Genomic DNA, 14,934 nt, shown 5'->3' with positions numbered 1-14,934 from the left:
AGCGTTCAAGTCGGCGCACGCGGTGGATAGATCCGCGTCGGCAGCCAGAAAATCAGCAGGATCAGCCCCACGGCGACGCCGGCCATGCACAGATAAAGATCGGAAGAAGTCAGCACCACGGCCTGCTGATGCAGTCGGTGAGCGAGGCCCGCGCTGGCGCCATCAGCCAGAGGCGAGTTACCGAGGTTGTCCACCAGCATGGTCGAGTGAAAATGCAGCCTTGTGGTGGTCAGCGCGTCGATCACACCGGTGGCGATCACCGCCGCCAGGCCTTTCACCGTGTTGAACCAGGCCGAGGCGAACGGCCCTTCCATCGGGGTGATGCTGCCGGTGGAGAGCATCAACAACGGCAGCACGGCCATGGGTTGACCGAAAATCTGCAGCCATTGCAGGACGTAGAAATCGTCACGAATCCACGCCGACGTCAGCTGCGAGCCGCCGGTGCAAGACAACGCCAACATGCTCAGGCCGATCCCCAGCACCCAGCGGCAATCGACCCAACGCAGGTTGCACAGCGCCGCCACCAACGGCAGCGCGATCAACTGTGGCAACGCCGCCAACAGCATGATTGGCGCCGTCTGCAGCGGGCGATAACCCTGGACCTGAGCAAGGTAACTGGAGGGAATGATGACCACCGCGAGCAACACCACCAACACGCCGGCCAGGGTCAACAGTGCGAACGACAGGTTGCGGATGCCGAGCATCTGCAATTTGAAGAACGGAATCGGTTGCGACCACTCATTGATCAAAAACAGCACCAGCAACAGCAACCCGCCGCCGAGCAGCCCGCAGATCAGACTCGACTCGAACCAGTCCAGCCGATTGCCTTGCAGGATGCCGATCACCAACATGCAGATCGCAGGAAACCCCAGCAGCAAGCCACACCAGTTGAATGACTTGAAGCGTTCCAGACGCAGCGGATCCTGAGGCAAACCGTAAGCCACCGCCACCATGGCAATCAGGCACGGCACGATGATTTGCCAGAAGGTCCATTGCCAGCCGACGTACTCGGTCCACAACCCGGCCAGCGGTGTGCCAAGACCGGGGCCGAAGGTCGCCGTCAGGGCATAACCGGCCAGACCGTAAAGTTTCACGTTGGCCGGCAGGAACCGCAGCGCAACGGTCATCAGCATCGGCGGCAACGCGCCACCGGCCAGGCCTTGCAGGGTGCGCATGACCAGCAGGCTTTCATAATTCGGGGCAAACGGGCACAGCACGCCCAACAGGGTGAAGACGCTGATGGCGCACAGGGTGAAGCGCCGCAACGAGAACGTCACCGAACACCAAGGGGCAAATGCCATCGCGGCCACCGAGGTGGCGGTGTAGCTGGCGACCAGCCAGGTGCCTTCGTCGTAGCCGATGGCCAACGCGCCGCGAATGTCGGCCAGGGCGACCTTGGTCACCATCTCGTTCAGGCCCGACACCAGCACCGCCAGCAACACACCCAGCAGGCCGATAATGATTCGCGGGCCGAACACCGGTGGTGCGACGGCGGCCGCTGGTTTAGCCGCGGCGAGAGGCGCCGTGGCCGCGAGGGAAGTCATGTACTGCACGCTCCGGAAGGGGGATACCGAAGCATTTTAGGAAGTACGATGCCTTACGAAAATTGACTTATTGGCAGCTTATAAGTGCGCTATACGCAATGGTTAATTCAAACCGGCTGCGCAGCCAACCAGGTCTCATCGCAACAAGCCTTGAGCGTCTCACGCATCCAGCGGTGCGCCGGGTCTTTGTCGAAGCGCGGGTGCCAGGCTTGGGTCAGCATGATGGTCGGTAGCGGAATCGGCAGGTTGAACGAGCGCAGTTTCAAGCCCAGGCGCCGCACGCTCAGCAACGCTTCTTTGGGCACCGGCAGAATCAGGTCGGAATCCGGCAAGGCGAACATCGCCGCATGGAAACTCGGCGCAATCACCGCCACCCGCCGCTCCAGCCCCAAGGCGTTGAGCGCCGTGTCGATCGGCCCGCGGGCGATCCCGCGACGGGACATGCTGATATGGGAAAACCCGGCGTAACGCTCGGCGGTGATCTCGTCATCGAACAGCGGATGGTCCTCGCGCACCAGCCCGACAAAGTGGGTGGAAAACAGGTTCTGCACCTTCACTTCCGGCATCAGCGGACGATTGTTGCTGACGTTTAAATCGATGCGTCCTTCGCGCAAGGCTTCGTCATCCCCGTCGCCCTCGGGAACAAAGCGCAACTCACAATGCGGGGCCTGGCGTTCCATTGTGTCAAACAGCTTGCCGCCATAGACGCCCACAAAGAAATCGTTGGCGCGAATGCTGAACCGCCGGCGCAAACTGCCCAAGTCCACGTCATCGGCGGAGCGGAACAACAAAGCGGCCTGCTCCACCAGATCCCGCACCTGCTCGCGCAACTCCAGTGCCTTGGGTGTGGGTACCAGGCCACGGCCGGCGCGTACCAGAATCGGATCGCCGATGGCCTCGCGAATCCGCGTCAGCGTCCGGCTCATCGCCGCCGGGCTGAGGTTCATCCGCCGCGCAGCACCCACCACACTGCCCTCATCGAGCAAGGCGTCGAGGGCGACCAACAGGTTCATGTCCGGGAGTTGCATGCTGAGCACTCGTGTCTGATCTGGATTGATTCAGACGCAATGCTAGCAAAAGATCAGCGCTGCATCCCCCAACGCTTCACCGTCACCCGCTCCAATGTGTCAAACACCAGATTCTCCACCAGCAACCCAATCAGGATCACCACCGCCAACCCGGCAAACACCTTGTCGGTGTACAGCTCATTACGGTTCTGGAAGATGTACCAGCCCAATCCACCCTTACCGCTGGTGGCGCCAAACACCAGTTCAGCGGCAATCAACGTGCGCCAGGCGAATGCCCAGCCAATCTTCAAACCGGCGAGGATCGATGGCAGCGCGGCCGGGATCAGGATGAACAACACCAAACGCAGGCCCTTGAGGCCGTAATTGCGCCCGGCCATGCGCAAGGTTTCCGAAACGCCAAGGAAGCCCGCATAAGTGTTCAAGGCCAACGCCCAAAGCACCGAATGCACCAGTACAAAAATCAGACTGTTCTGCCCCAGCCCGAACCACAGCAGCGCCAACGGCAACAGCGCAATCGCCGGCAGCGGGTTGAACATCGAGGTCAGCGTACTCAGCAGATCGCGACCCAATTGCGTCGACACCGCCAGCGTGGTCAGGGCAAACGCCAGCACAATCCCGATCAGGTACCCCTTCAACAACACCACCAGCGAAATCCACACCTTACCCAGCAGTTCACCGCTGAGCAGGCCGTCGTACAACGCGCTGGCGGTTTGCAAAAAACCCGGCAGCAGCAGGTCGTTATTCTGGTAACGGGCAACGGCTTCCCAGAGCACCGCGAGCACAATCAGGATCAGGCTTTTACGCAACCAGCCCTGTTGCCAGAGACGCTGACCGAGGGCTAATTCAAGCTCCAGCGGGACGCTCGTCAGGGGCTGCAAAACGGTTTCGTACTCTTTACGCGCAGATGATAACGGGCTCATCGGGCACTCCTCTCAATGGCTCAATAAGCGATGCGAATGTCGGCAAAATCCAGCGCACGTTCGGTTTCCGGGGACTGGCCCTCATCGAACAACAGCCGATGAATCCGCCGCGCCGATTCCTGGAACGCCACACCGCCGAGGCTGTGCAAATCGTATTGATGGCTGTGGACTTCGGCCCGTACCCGACCCGGATGAGGCGACAGCAGCAGAATCCGGTTGCCCACCACTAACGCCTCTTCGATGGAGTGAGTGACGAACAGCAACGTGAAACGCACCTCTTCCCAGAGCAGCAGCAACTCCTCCTGCATCTTGCGTCGGGTCAGCGCATCGAGGGCGGCGAAAGGTTCATCCATCAACAGGATTTTCGGTTGCATCGCCAACGCCCGGGCAATCGCCACCCGAGCTTTCATGCCGCCAGACAAGGTATGCGGATAGGCATCGGCAAACGCCGCCAGACCGACCTTGTCCAGATAGTGCAGCGCCCGCTCTTCAGCCTCTTTACGCTTGAGGGTTTTGGAAGCGAGCAGCGGAAACATCACGTTCTGTTTGACGGTTTTCCACGGCGGCAGCTGATCGAACTCCTGGAACACCACGATCCGGTCCGGCCCCGGCGTATCGACGCGCCGGCCTTGCAGGCGAATCTCGCCCTCACAGGGCGGGATGAACCCGGCGACCGCCTTGAGCAACGTCGATTTGCCGCAGCCGGACGGACCGAGCAACACAAAGCGATCCGCCGGATCGATCTCGAAACTGACCTGATGGGTCGCTCGAACCACACGCGCAGGCGTGCGGTATTCCAGGCTGACCTTGTCGACCGACAGCAGCGCTTGAGCGGCCGCGATCGGATTGCTGGCCGTGTGGCCTTGCAAAGGGGCGTTCATGTCGATCAGCTCCCTTGCAGCGGTTTAGTGTCCTGGAAGAAGTAGTCCTTCCACGAATCCGGTTTGTTTTTGATCGCGCCGACGCGGTAGAGAAACTCGGCCAGTGGGTAAGTGTTTTTCGGCGTGACGGTAAATTCGAACTGCGGGTTGTCGATGATTTTCAGCAACGCCGCGCGATCGATTTTTGCCTTGGTGACACGGATGTAAGTGTCGGCCGCCGCACCTTTGTCGTTCTGCGCAAACTCGGCCGCTTCGGTCAGCGCCGCGATAAAGGCTTTATAGGTTTTCGGGTTCTCGTTGCGGAATTTCTCGGTGGCGAACAGCACGGTCGGCGAGTTCGGGCCGAGCAGGTCATAGGTGTTCAGCACCACGTGCACGTTGGGGTTTTCCAGCGCCTGATCCTGGAATGGCGGGTTGGAGAAGTGCCCGGTCAACTCGGTACCGCCAGCGATCAGTGCCGCAGTGGCATCCGGGTGCGGAACAGCGATGGTGTACTTGTCGAGGCGATTGAATTCCTTGTCGCCCCACTGCTTGGCCGCCGCGTATTGCAGGAAGCGCGACTGCACCGAAACCCCGACCGCCGGCACCGCAATGCGGTCCTTTTCGGTGAAGTCGGCGATGGTTTTGACCTTTGGATTATTGCTCACCAGGTAGTAAGGGAAGTTGCCCAGGGAAGCCACGGCCTTGACGTTCTGTTTGCCGTGAGTGCGGTCCCAGATGGTCAGCAGCGGACCGACGCCGGCACCGGCAATGTCGATGGAACCGGAGAGCAACGCATCGTTGACCGCCGAGCCGCCGGAGAGCTGGGTCCAGTCGACCTTGATGTCGATGCCTTCCTGCTTGCCGTACTTCTCGATCAGGTTCTGATCGCGCACCACATTGAGCAGCAGATAAACGATGCCGAATTGTTCGGCGATACGAATTTCACCCTCGGCGTGGGCCACGGTCGGCGCCACCAGGCTGCCGGCGAGCAGGCTGAAACCCAGGCCGATAGCAGCGGCCAACGGTGCAAATGGAAGACGTTTGGACATGAGGGTTCTCCGAAATCAGAAAGGCGCGTCGCCCTGGATGGTGGTGCGATACAACTTGCGGCGCAGATGGCTGGGGCATCCGGCGGCGAGGTGAATCAGCGAGCGGTTGTCCCAGAACACCAGGTCGTGGGCCTGCCATTGATGGCGGTAAATGTTTTGCGGCAGCACGCTGTGGGCGTAGAGCTCGTCGAGCAGCTGTTTGCTCTCGTCTTCCGGCAAACCGACGATGCGGGTGGTGAAGCCCTCGCTGACGAACAACGCCTTGCGGCCGTTTTCCGGGTGGGTGCGGACGATCGGATGAACGACTTCAGCGACCTGAGCCAGTTGCTCCGGCGTCAGGGTCGGGCGCCAGTTGCCCTCGAATTTGGTTTCGCTGTAGCGCGCCGTGTAGGAATGCGCGGCCGAACGACCTTCGACGGCTTTACCCAGCGCCTCGGGCAAGTTGTCCCAGGCTTTGTGCATGTCGGCGAACAGCGTGTCGCCGCCTTCAGAGGGCAGCTCCTGGGCATGCAGCATCGAGCCCAGGCTCGGCAGTTCTTTATAAGAAAGATCGGAGTGCCAAAACTTGCCGGCATCACCGAGGCCGATGGATTGGCCGTTTTCGATGATGTTGGAAACGATGAGAATTTCCGGATGCCCGGCCAGCAGGAATTGCTTGAGTACATGGATCTGCAACACGCCGAAACGGCGGCTGAAGGCGATCTGCTGTTCGGGGGTGATGCGCTGGTCGCGGAACACCACGACGTGATGATCCAGGTGCACACGGTGAATGCGGGTGAAGTCCTGATCATTGATCGGGCAGGACAGGTCCAGGCCGATGATTTCGGCACCGACGGCGCCGCTGAACGGGCGGATGTCGAAGGCTTGCGACGCGAGGGTGGCGGCGCTGGTTGACTCAGGCTTTGGAGAAAAAGAGACGGCTGACATAAAAATCACTCCCACGCACAGCACGCTCAAAGGGCGCGCGTCGATCAGAAACTCACGGAGGTCCCGTGTTGGTTCGTGTCGTGCGGCGCGCCGATTGGTCGGCAGGTACGCAGGGAAGTGACTTTATAGGTATAAGAATTGAAATTTAAATACCGTTAGCGAATAACTATATGGCTTTTATCTACCACCGATTGTTCCCACGCTCTTGCGTGGGAATACATCCCGTGACGCTCTGCGTCACAGTGGACGCGGAGCGTCCATGGCGGCATTCCCACGCAGAGCGTGGGAACGATCAAAATCAGCCTCACCCGAAAACTACCGCTCGTGCAACGCCTCGGCGCGAGCCCGGATAATCGGCTTGAGCAGATAACTGAGTATAGTCTTCTTGCCGGTAATGATATCCACCGACGCCACCATCCCCGGAATGATCAGCAACGGTTTTTCATCTGTCCCGAGGTGGCTGCGCTCGGTGCGCAGTTTGATGATGTAGTAAGTGGTCTTCTTGTCTTCATCGGTGATGGTGTCGGCACCGATCTGCTCCAGCTTGGCTTTCAGCCCACCATAAATGGTGTAGTCGTAAGCCGTGAACTTCACCGTGGCGTCTTGTCCCGGATGCAGGAAGGCGATGTCTTGCGGGCGAATCTTGGCTTCCACCAGCAAGGTGTCGTCCAGCGGTACGATCTCCACCAGGTCGCTGCCCGGCTGAATCACGCCACCGATGGTGTTCACCAGCAACTTGTTGACGATGCCGCGTACCGGCGATGTCACCAGCGTCCGGCTGACCCGGTCTTCCAGCGCTTTGCCGGTCGCCTGGGCCTTGTTCAGATCGGTACGCGCTTCGTTGAGTTGAGTCAGGGCTTCGCTGCGGAATTTGCCGCGAGTCTCGTCGATCTTGCGCTGCACTTCCTTGATCGCCGATTCGGCGCGAGGGATCGCCAGGGTGGTGGCGTCCAGTTGGCCGCGGGTTTCGACCTCGGCACGCTTGAGGCGCAAAACCTCAACCGGGGACACCGCGCCCTGAGCCACCAACGGCTCGGACATGGCGATTTCCTGACGCTGCAAGGACAGACCGCTGCGGTACTGGGCCTGTTTGGAGGTGAACTCGCGCAGCTCCTGCTGCTTCTGGATCAACTGCTCCTGCAAACCACCGATCTCATCGTGCAGTTGCTGACGACGGCTGACGTACAACGATTCTTCGCTGGCGGCCTGGCCGGGAACGGCTTTGAGCACATCGGCGGGGAAATTCAGTGGACGGTCTTCGACCTCGGCGCTCAAGCGCTCCACGCGCAACAACATCGACAGCCGATCGGCCTCGGTTTCGCCAACGTTGGAGGCGAACCGTGTGTCGTCCAGACGTATCAGCGGCGCGCCAGCCTCGACGATTTGCCCTTCCTTGACGAACAGCTCGGAAACGATACCGCCCTCAAGGTTCTGGATTTTCTGGATCTTCGACGACGGAATCGCCTTGCCATCGCCCTTGGTGACTTCATCGATCACCGCGAAATTGGCCCAAAGCATCAGGAACACGAAGAAACCGATGATCGCCCAGATCGTCAACCGCACCACGCGCGGGGCGTCTTCGATCAGCGCTTTGTTGACCTCGGGAAGGGGCTGGCCTTGCAGCGACGCGGAGCCTTTGAAGTAGCGGCGGATGGATTCTTTGACCCCGGACTTAAGCAACACTGATTTGCCCCTTTTTCAACGCTTCCATCACGGCGGCTTTCGGGCCATCGGCGAGAATCTGCCCGCGGTCGATCACCAGCAGGCGATCCACCAGCGACAACAGCGAAGCCCGGTGCGTCACCAGCACCACGGTCTTGTTTTCCACCACGGCAGCGAGGCGTTGTTTCAGGCGCTCTTCGCCGGTGTTGTCCATGGCGCTGGTGGGTTCGTCCAGCAACAGGATCGGCGGGTTGAGCAGTAGCGCTCGGGCCAGGGCGACATTCTGGCGCTGACCGCCGGACAGGTTCTGCCCACGCTCACCGACTTGCAGTTCATAACCTTGTGGGTGCAGGCGGGCGAATTCGTGGACACCGGCCAGTTCCGCGGCTTGCAGCACCAGTTCGTCTTCGACGTAGCGCGCGCCCGACACCAGGTTGTCGCGCAACGTACCGGCGAGCAACTGGATGTCCTGGGGCACGTAGCCGATGTTGTGGCGCAGTTCGCTGACGTCGATCTGCCGGATATCCACACCATCCACCAGCAGCGCACCGTCGTCCGGCTGATAGAGGCCCACCAGCAGTTTGGCCAGGGAGCTTTTGCCCGAGCCGCTGCGGCCGATGATGCCGATCTTCTCGCCCGGCTTGATGATCAGGTTGATGCCCTTCAGCGCGGGATTCTGCTGATTCGGATAGGTGAAGGTCAGCTGACGGCATTCAATGGCGCCTTGCAGGATCTTGCGGCTCAGCGGGCGCTCGTCGAAATTGCGCTCCTGGGGCAGCTCCATCATCTGATCGACCGAGGTCATGGTCACGCGGGCCTGCTGGTAGCGGGTCAACAGGCCGGACAGCGAGGCCAGCGGGCTGAGGGCACGACCGCTGAGCATGTAACAGGCGATCAAACCGCCCATGCTCAGGTTGCCGGCGATGATCTGGTACACGCCGAAGACGATCATGATCACCCCGGCCAGTTGCTGAATCAGCAAGGTGATGTTCATCGCCAGGCCGGACAGCATTTTCACCCGCAGCTCAAGGCGGCTGAGGGTGCCGATGGTCTGCTCCCACTGATACTGGCGTTCGCTTTCGGCATTGTTGACCTTGACCGCATCAAGACCGGCGAGGGTTTCGATCAGGCTCGACTGGCGCTCGGCGCCCAGAGCCATGGTTCGTTCCATGGTCGCCACCAGCGGTTTCTGCAAGGCATAACCGATCAGCAAGGCAATCGGGAACGCCAATACCGGAATCCACACCAGATGCCCGCCGAGGATCGCGATAACCAGGAAGATCAACAGCGTAAACGGCAAGTCGATCAGGCTGGTGAGGGTCAGCGACGCGAGGAAGTCGCGCAGGCTCTGAAACTCATGGATGTTCTGGGCGAAGCTGCCGACCCTGGCCGGACGGTACTTCATGGCCATGCCGACGATGCGCTCGAACAGCGTCGCTGAAATGATCAGGTCGGTTTTCTTGCCGGCCAGGTCCAGGCACAGGCTGCGCAGGCTCTTGAGGATCAGGTCGAACACATAAGCGCCGGTGATGCCGATGGCCAGCACCCAAAGGGTTGATTCGGCCTGGTTCGGCACCACGCGGTCGTAGACATTCATCACGAACAGCGGCGCGGCCATGGCGATGATGTTGATCAGTAAACTGGCGGCGATGGCGTCGACGTACAGCCAGCGAGAACGCTTGAGGGTGTCGCGAAACCACGAACGCGCGCGCGGGATCAGCGTGCCGTGGTTGACGTCGAATTTGTGCTGGGGTTGAGCGAAGAACACTTTGCCGCTGTAGTCGTCAGCGAGCAGTTCACGGCTGACGCAAACTTCGCCACCATCGCTCTCGCTGAGCAGCAAGCGGGCCTGGTCTTCACCGTGCCAACCGAGCAGCACCGCACTGCGCCCATCCTTGAGCAACAACAGCGCCGGCATGGCGATCGCCGGAATCTGCTCCAGCTTGCGTTGCAGCACCCGCCCTTGCAGCCCGGCGCGAGCGGCCGCGCGGGGCAGCAGTTCGACGCTCAGACGCTGCTTGGGCAACGGCAGGCCGGTGGTCAGCATTGCCGCGCTGGCCGGCTTCTGGTGCAACGTGCAAAGGGCTAGCAGACCGTCCAGTAATGGATCGTCATGCAGCGCGCGTGGATCATGAATGAGTTGAACTCGACTGACTTCTGATTCCACGCTCGACACTCTTGGCTAACAGTTGAAATGGGGCAGGACTCAATTCATCCCAGGCAGCTGGACCTTGGGCTTCACGTCATTTTGCACAACGGAGGCCAACGGTGCGACCACGCCCTGACTTTTGAGCAATTCGCCCATGGTCGCCTTGATTCGGTACTGAGTAAATAACTGAATGTTTTTGATCTCGGCGAGCCGACGGGAAGCGGTGAACAGCTCGTTTTCACTGTCGAGCAGGTCGAGCAATGTCCGCTCGCCGAGGCTGAACTGCTTCTGATACGCGCCACGCACGCTGGCACTACGATCGACATATTGCTGGGCGATCGGCACCTGGGCGTTGGCGTTGTTCAAGGCATTCCAGGCCAGGCCCAGTTCTTCATTCAACACGCGCAGAGCGTTGTTGCGAATATCCAGCGCCTGGTTCGACAGGTAGGACTTGGATTCCAGATCGGCCTTGTTGCTGCCACCGGCAAACAAATTGAAGCGCATGCGCAGCATGGCCTGCCATTCGTTGTTGTGACCGTTCTGACCATCGAGGTCGTTGTCGGCGGTGCGGCCCAGTTCGGCATCGAAGCGCGGGTAGAAGCTCGACTTGGCGGCTTCGTACTGTTTCTCGGCGGCGGCGATATCGGATTCGGCGGAACGCAGGATCGGGCTGTTTTCCAGCATCTGCGCCCGTGCTTCATTCAGGTTGGCCGGCAACAGCGCCATAAAATCGGCAGGCCGCTCCAGTTGATCGGGCATTTGGCCGACGGCACTGAGGAAGTTGGTCTCGGCGTCTGCCAGGTTGGTCTGCTCGGTGATCAGGTTGTTGCGGGCCTGGGCCATACGCGCTTCGGCCTGATCGAGGTCGGCGCCGCTGCCCACGCCGCGCTGGGTGCGCAATTTGATCTGGTCAAAAATCCGTTCGTGGTTTTTCAGGTTGTCTTCGGCCAGACGCACGAATTCGCGGCGGGTCAGCACATCGAGATAGACCTGAGCGACGGTCAGCGCTGTGCGTTCCGAGGTGCCCAGCAAGGAATAAGCACGGGAATTAACGGTGGCTTGTTGACGCCCCACTTCGCTGGACGTCGCAAAACCGTCAAAAACCATCTGCGACAGACGTAAACTTGACTCGCTCCGGTTCAGCGTTTCCCAGTGGTTGCTGCCGCTAGCGGCACGGGTGGAGACGTTGTCGGTGCCTTCGCGACCATAACCGCCCAGCAGATCGACCCGTGGCAGGTATCCACCTTTTGCAGCCTTTAACTGATAATCCGCGGCCAACCGATTGTTGACCCCTGCCTGGATTTCCGGATGGACATCCAGTGCCTGTTGCATGGCCTGCGGAAGGGTCTGAGCCTGAACAAAGCTGGCGGCAAGGGCGAAGGGTAGAACCTTGAACAGGTGCAAACGCATAGTTGGAATTTCCCGGGACTTCTTGTCTTGAATCACTGCAGAACGTGGCGCTGCATCGCATGATGGCAACCGGAATTACCGTATGTCGGAAAGTTCAAAATCGGAACTGGATCACACGCTACAGGACAGGTCGCCGCTTAAATATCAATGTGACATTACTTGGGCGATTGTTTAGGATGGCTCCCATAAGGTCAATAGTTTGGCATAAAGTTAATTTCTAAAAAATATAGCCAAAATATTGACGCTTCGCGCGTCAAAGTTATGTATCGAATTTTGTAAGAACGTCCAGCCCCGACCGGCGAACACGCCCGAGCGGTTCATGGAAGTCAACTGAACGTGACACCCGGAGAGTCTTCAATGAGCAGTGTTGTTGCCATCGTCAAAAGCATTGTTGGTCAGGTTTTCGCGGTGTCCCCAGAGGGCATCCGCCGCGTACTCGTTGAAGGCGACCGGTTGTTGGTAGGCGACCAGGTGGACACGGGTGCCGCCGGCGCCATCACCCTTGAACTGGCTGACGGCCGGACCCTGGACCTGGGCCGCGACACTCAGTGGAGCGGCAGCGATCCGGATTCCAGCGCTGACCTTGCGCAAGCCACTGCACAAGCCGCGCCATCAGTTGACGAATTGCAGCAAGCCATCGCTGCCGGTGTCGACCCGACCACCGCTCTTGAAGCCACCGCAGCCGGCCCTACTGCCGCGAGCGCGGGCGGCTCTGCCGGTGGCGGCCACAGCTTCGTGGACCTGGCGGCAACCGCGGCCCGGGTCAACCCGACCATTGGTTTCGAGACAGCAGGCCTCGCCACTGCCGCTTCGGCAACACAAAACACCACCGGTGGCCAGACGGCCAACACCAGCGCCAACGCTCTGCTCGGATCGACCCTGAGCCTGAGCGCCACGCCGACCATCACCGAGGCCGGTGGCGTGCTGGTTTACACCGCGACCCTGACCCAGGCACCGCTGACCGACCTGACCATCACCCTGTCCAACGGCTCGGTGATCGTGATCACAGCCGGCCAGACCACCGGTACCGTCAGCGTTCCGCTGGCGCCGAACGACACTGTTTATAACGATCCGACCCAGATCGACGTGACCGTCACCGGCACCACGGGCGGCAGCGGTATCGTGGTCACCTTGCCGACTGCTCCGGCCGTGACCCAGGTCACCGACACTGTCGACACCACCACCGTCACGCTGACAGCGGGCTCGACTGTCACCGAAGGTGGCCAGATCACCTACACCGCGACATTGACCAACCCGGCGCAAACGCCGGTTACCGTGACCCTGTCCAACGGTTCGACTATTACCATCGCCGCAGGCAACACCACCGGCAGCGTGAACGTTCCGACACCGGCCAACGACGTCTACAACAACGGCAGCACCGTCACCACCACGATCACCGGGGCTACTGGCGGCAACTTCGAAAACCTGGTGCCGAACCCGACGCCGGCCGTCACCACGATTACCGACTCGGTCGACACCACCACCATCACGCTGACAGCGGGCTCGACTGTCACCGAAGGCGGTCAGATCACCTACACCGCAACATTGACCAACCCGGCGCAGACGCCGGTTACCGTCACCCTGTCCAACGGTTCGACCATCACCATCGAAGCCGGTAAAACCACCGGTTCCGTGAACGTCGACACCCCGGCCAATGACGTCTACAACAACGGCAGCACTGTCAGCACCACGATCACCGGGACTACCGGCGGCAACTTCGAAAACCTGGTGCCGAACCCGACCCCGGCCGTCACCACCATTACCGACTCGGTTGACAATACCGGCCTGACCCTGACCGCCACCGGCAGCGTCACTGAAGGTGGCCAGATCACCTACACCGCCACTCTGACCAATCCGGCGCAAACGCCGGTCACCGTCAACCTGTCCAACGGTTCGACCATCACCATCGAAGCCGGTAAAACCACCGGTTCCGTGAACGTCGACACCCCGGCCAATGACGTCTACAACAATGGCAGCACCGTCAGCACCACGATCACTGGCGCTACCGGCGGCAACTTCGAGAACCTCGTACCAAGCACCACGCCAGCCGTTACCACCATTACCGATTCGGTCGACAACACCGGCCTGAGCCTCAGCGCCACCGGCAGCGTTGTCGAAGGCGGCCAGATCACCTACACCGCCACCCTGACCAACCCGGCCGGCACGCCGATGACCGTGACTTTGAGCAATGGCTCGGTCATTACCATCGAAGCGGGCAAGACCACCGGCAGCGTGACGGTCGATACCCCGGCCAACGACGTCTACAACAACGGCAGCACCGTCAGCACTACAATCACCGGCACCACCGGCGGCAATTTCGAGCAACTGACCCCGAGCACCGAACCGGCGCTCACCACCATCACCGATTCGAAAGACGACACCGGCCTGAGCCTGTCGGCGTCCACCGAAGTGGCCGAAGGTGGTCAGATTCTGTACACCGCGACCCTGACCAATCCGGCGGGCACGCCAGTCACCGTGACATTGAGCAACGGTGCGGTGATCACCATCGCCGCTGGCGCGACCAGCGGCAGTGTGACCGTCGCCGCCCCTGCCGATGACGTCTATAAAGATGCCGGGCAAGTCGAAGTTACGATCAAGGATGCCGCGGGCGGCAACTTTGAAATCCTGGTGACCGACTCGACGGCCGCGGTCACCAGCGTGACTGATACCATTGATACCAGCACTGTTTCGCTGACTGCTACTGCGGGCGTCGTTGAGGGAGGCACCGTGGTTTACACGGCTTCCGTCACTGCTCCGGTGACCGGTTCGCCGGTGGTTGTGACCCTGTCCAACGGCCAGACCATTACCATTCCGGTCGGCTCGAGCAGCGGTTCTGTCAACTTTGTTGCGCCAAACGATGCCTTGGCGGGCGGCAGCTCCCTGAGCGTGAAGATCGACGATGCCAAGGGCGGCAACTACGAGAAGCTGGAAGTCGACGGCAAGTCGGCCGACACCTCGGTAACCGATACTCCAGACACCACCACCCTCAGCCTGAGCGCGACCGACTCGGTGGCTGAAGGTGGCTCCATCGTTTACACCGCGACCCTGACCAATGCGGCCGGCACGCCGGTCACTGTGACCCTGTCGAATGGCGCCGTGATCACCATCGACGCCGGTAAAACCACCGGCACCGTCACTGTCCCGGCCCCATCCGATGACGTATACAAAGACGCCGGCACAGTCCAGGCGACCATTTCCACCGCCACTGGTGGCAATTTCGAGAACCTGGTTCCTAGTGCCACCCCGGCAGTCACCAGCGTCACCGACACCATCGATGCTTCGACCGTCAATCTGACCGCAACTTCGAGTGTGGCTGAAGGCGGGACCGTGGTTTACACGGCTTCCGTGTCGGCGCCGGTCACCGGTTCGCCGGTGGTTGTGA

Annotated in this window: 9 protein-coding genes and 1 pseudogene; 1 reads left to right on the top strand and 9 read right to left on the bottom strand. The window is 60.6% G+C overall.

The window, feature by feature from the left end:
- Positions 1 to 5: 5 nt before the first annotated feature.
- The 9 genes and pseudogenes from PMI21_RS04815 to PMI21_RS04855 form a co-directional block, all read right to left on the bottom strand.
- The gene (locus PMI21_RS04815) at positions 6 to 1,544 is read right to left on the bottom strand and encodes an MFS transporter (protein ID WP_007940979.1); all 1,539 of its coding nucleotides are present in this window, start codon (positions 1,542 to 1,544) and stop codon (positions 6 to 8) included.
- A 107-nt stretch (positions 1,545 to 1,651) separates the two neighbouring features.
- Entirely contained in the window at positions 1,652 to 2,572 is a 921-nt protein-coding gene (locus tag PMI21_RS04820) for a LysR family transcriptional regulator (RefSeq protein WP_007940978.1), read from the bottom strand.
- A gap of 53 nt (positions 2,573 to 2,625) precedes the next feature.
- Positions 2,626 to 3,492: an ABC transporter permease gene (locus PMI21_RS04825; protein ID WP_007940977.1), complete on the bottom strand. Its 867-nt coding sequence runs from the start codon at positions 3,490 to 3,492 to the stop codon at positions 2,626 to 2,628.
- Between the two features lie 20 nt (positions 3,493 to 3,512).
- Entirely contained in the window at positions 3,513 to 4,373 is an 861-nt protein-coding gene (locus PMI21_RS04830; RefSeq protein ID WP_007940975.1) for an ABC transporter ATP-binding protein, read from the bottom strand.
- 5 nt (positions 4,374 to 4,378) lie between these two features.
- A complete protein-coding gene (locus tag PMI21_RS04835; RefSeq protein WP_007940973.1) occupies positions 4,379 to 5,404 on the bottom strand; it encodes an ABC transporter substrate-binding protein in 1,026 nt (341 codons plus the stop codon).
- A 15-nt stretch (positions 5,405 to 5,419) separates the two neighbouring features.
- Positions 5,420 to 6,303: pseudogene (locus PMI21_RS04840) on the bottom strand (TauD/TfdA dioxygenase family protein).
- A 343-nt stretch (positions 6,304 to 6,646) separates the two neighbouring features.
- Positions 6,647 to 8,014, bottom strand: a complete 1,368-nt coding sequence (locus tag PMI21_RS04845) for an HlyD family type I secretion periplasmic adaptor subunit (protein ID WP_007940970.1) — start codon at positions 8,012 to 8,014, stop codon at positions 6,647 to 6,649.
- Complete coding sequence (locus tag PMI21_RS04850) at positions 8,004 to 10,160, bottom strand: type I secretion system permease/ATPase (RefSeq protein WP_007940968.1); 2,157 nt, start codon at positions 10,158 to 10,160, stop codon at positions 8,004 to 8,006. Before PMI21_RS04850 ends, PMI21_RS04845 begins: the two co-directional genes overlap by 11 nt.
- Before the next feature lie 39 nt (positions 10,161 to 10,199).
- Positions 10,200 to 11,552, bottom strand: coding sequence for a TolC family outer membrane protein (locus PMI21_RS04855; RefSeq protein WP_007940967.1), 1,353 nt, complete (start codon positions 11,550 to 11,552; stop codon positions 10,200 to 10,202).
- A 357-nt stretch (positions 11,553 to 11,909) separates the two neighbouring features.
- On the opposite strand from PMI21_RS04855, the gene PMI21_RS04860 reads away from it, so the two are divergent.
- On the top strand, positions 11,910 to 14,934 hold a 3,025-nt coding region (locus tag PMI21_RS04860; protein WP_007940966.1), incomplete at its 3' end, for a retention module-containing protein.

Origin of the sequence: Pseudomonas sp. GM18 (assembly GCF_000282195.1) — a bacterium.
GTDB lineage: Bacteria > Pseudomonadota > Gammaproteobacteria > Pseudomonadales > Pseudomonadaceae > Aquipseudomonas.
This window is presented reverse-complemented; position numbering and strand designations above follow the sequence as displayed.

Coding starts and splice junctions, on each gene's coding strand:
- PMI21_RS04830 (WP_007940975.1), bottom strand. CDS start 4,373: ATGAACGCCCCTTTGCAAGGCCACACGGCCAGCAATCCGATCGCGGCC.
- PMI21_RS04825 (WP_007940977.1), bottom strand. CDS start 3,492: ATGAGCCCGTTATCATCTGCGCGTAAAGAGTACGAAACCGTTTTGCAG.
- PMI21_RS04820 (WP_007940978.1), bottom strand. CDS start 2,572: ATGCAACTCCCGGACATGAACCTGTTGGTCGCCCTCGACGCCTTGCTC.
- PMI21_RS04835 (WP_007940973.1), bottom strand. CDS start 5,404: ATGTCCAAACGTCTTCCATTTGCACCGTTGGCCGCTGCTATCGGCCTG.
- PMI21_RS04855 (WP_007940967.1), bottom strand. CDS start 11,552: ATGCGTTTGCACCTGTTCAAGGTTCTACCCTTCGCCCTTGCCGCCAGC.
- PMI21_RS04815 (WP_007940979.1), bottom strand. CDS start 1,544: ATGACTTCCCTCGCGGCCACGGCGCCTCTCGCCGCGGCTAAACCAGCG.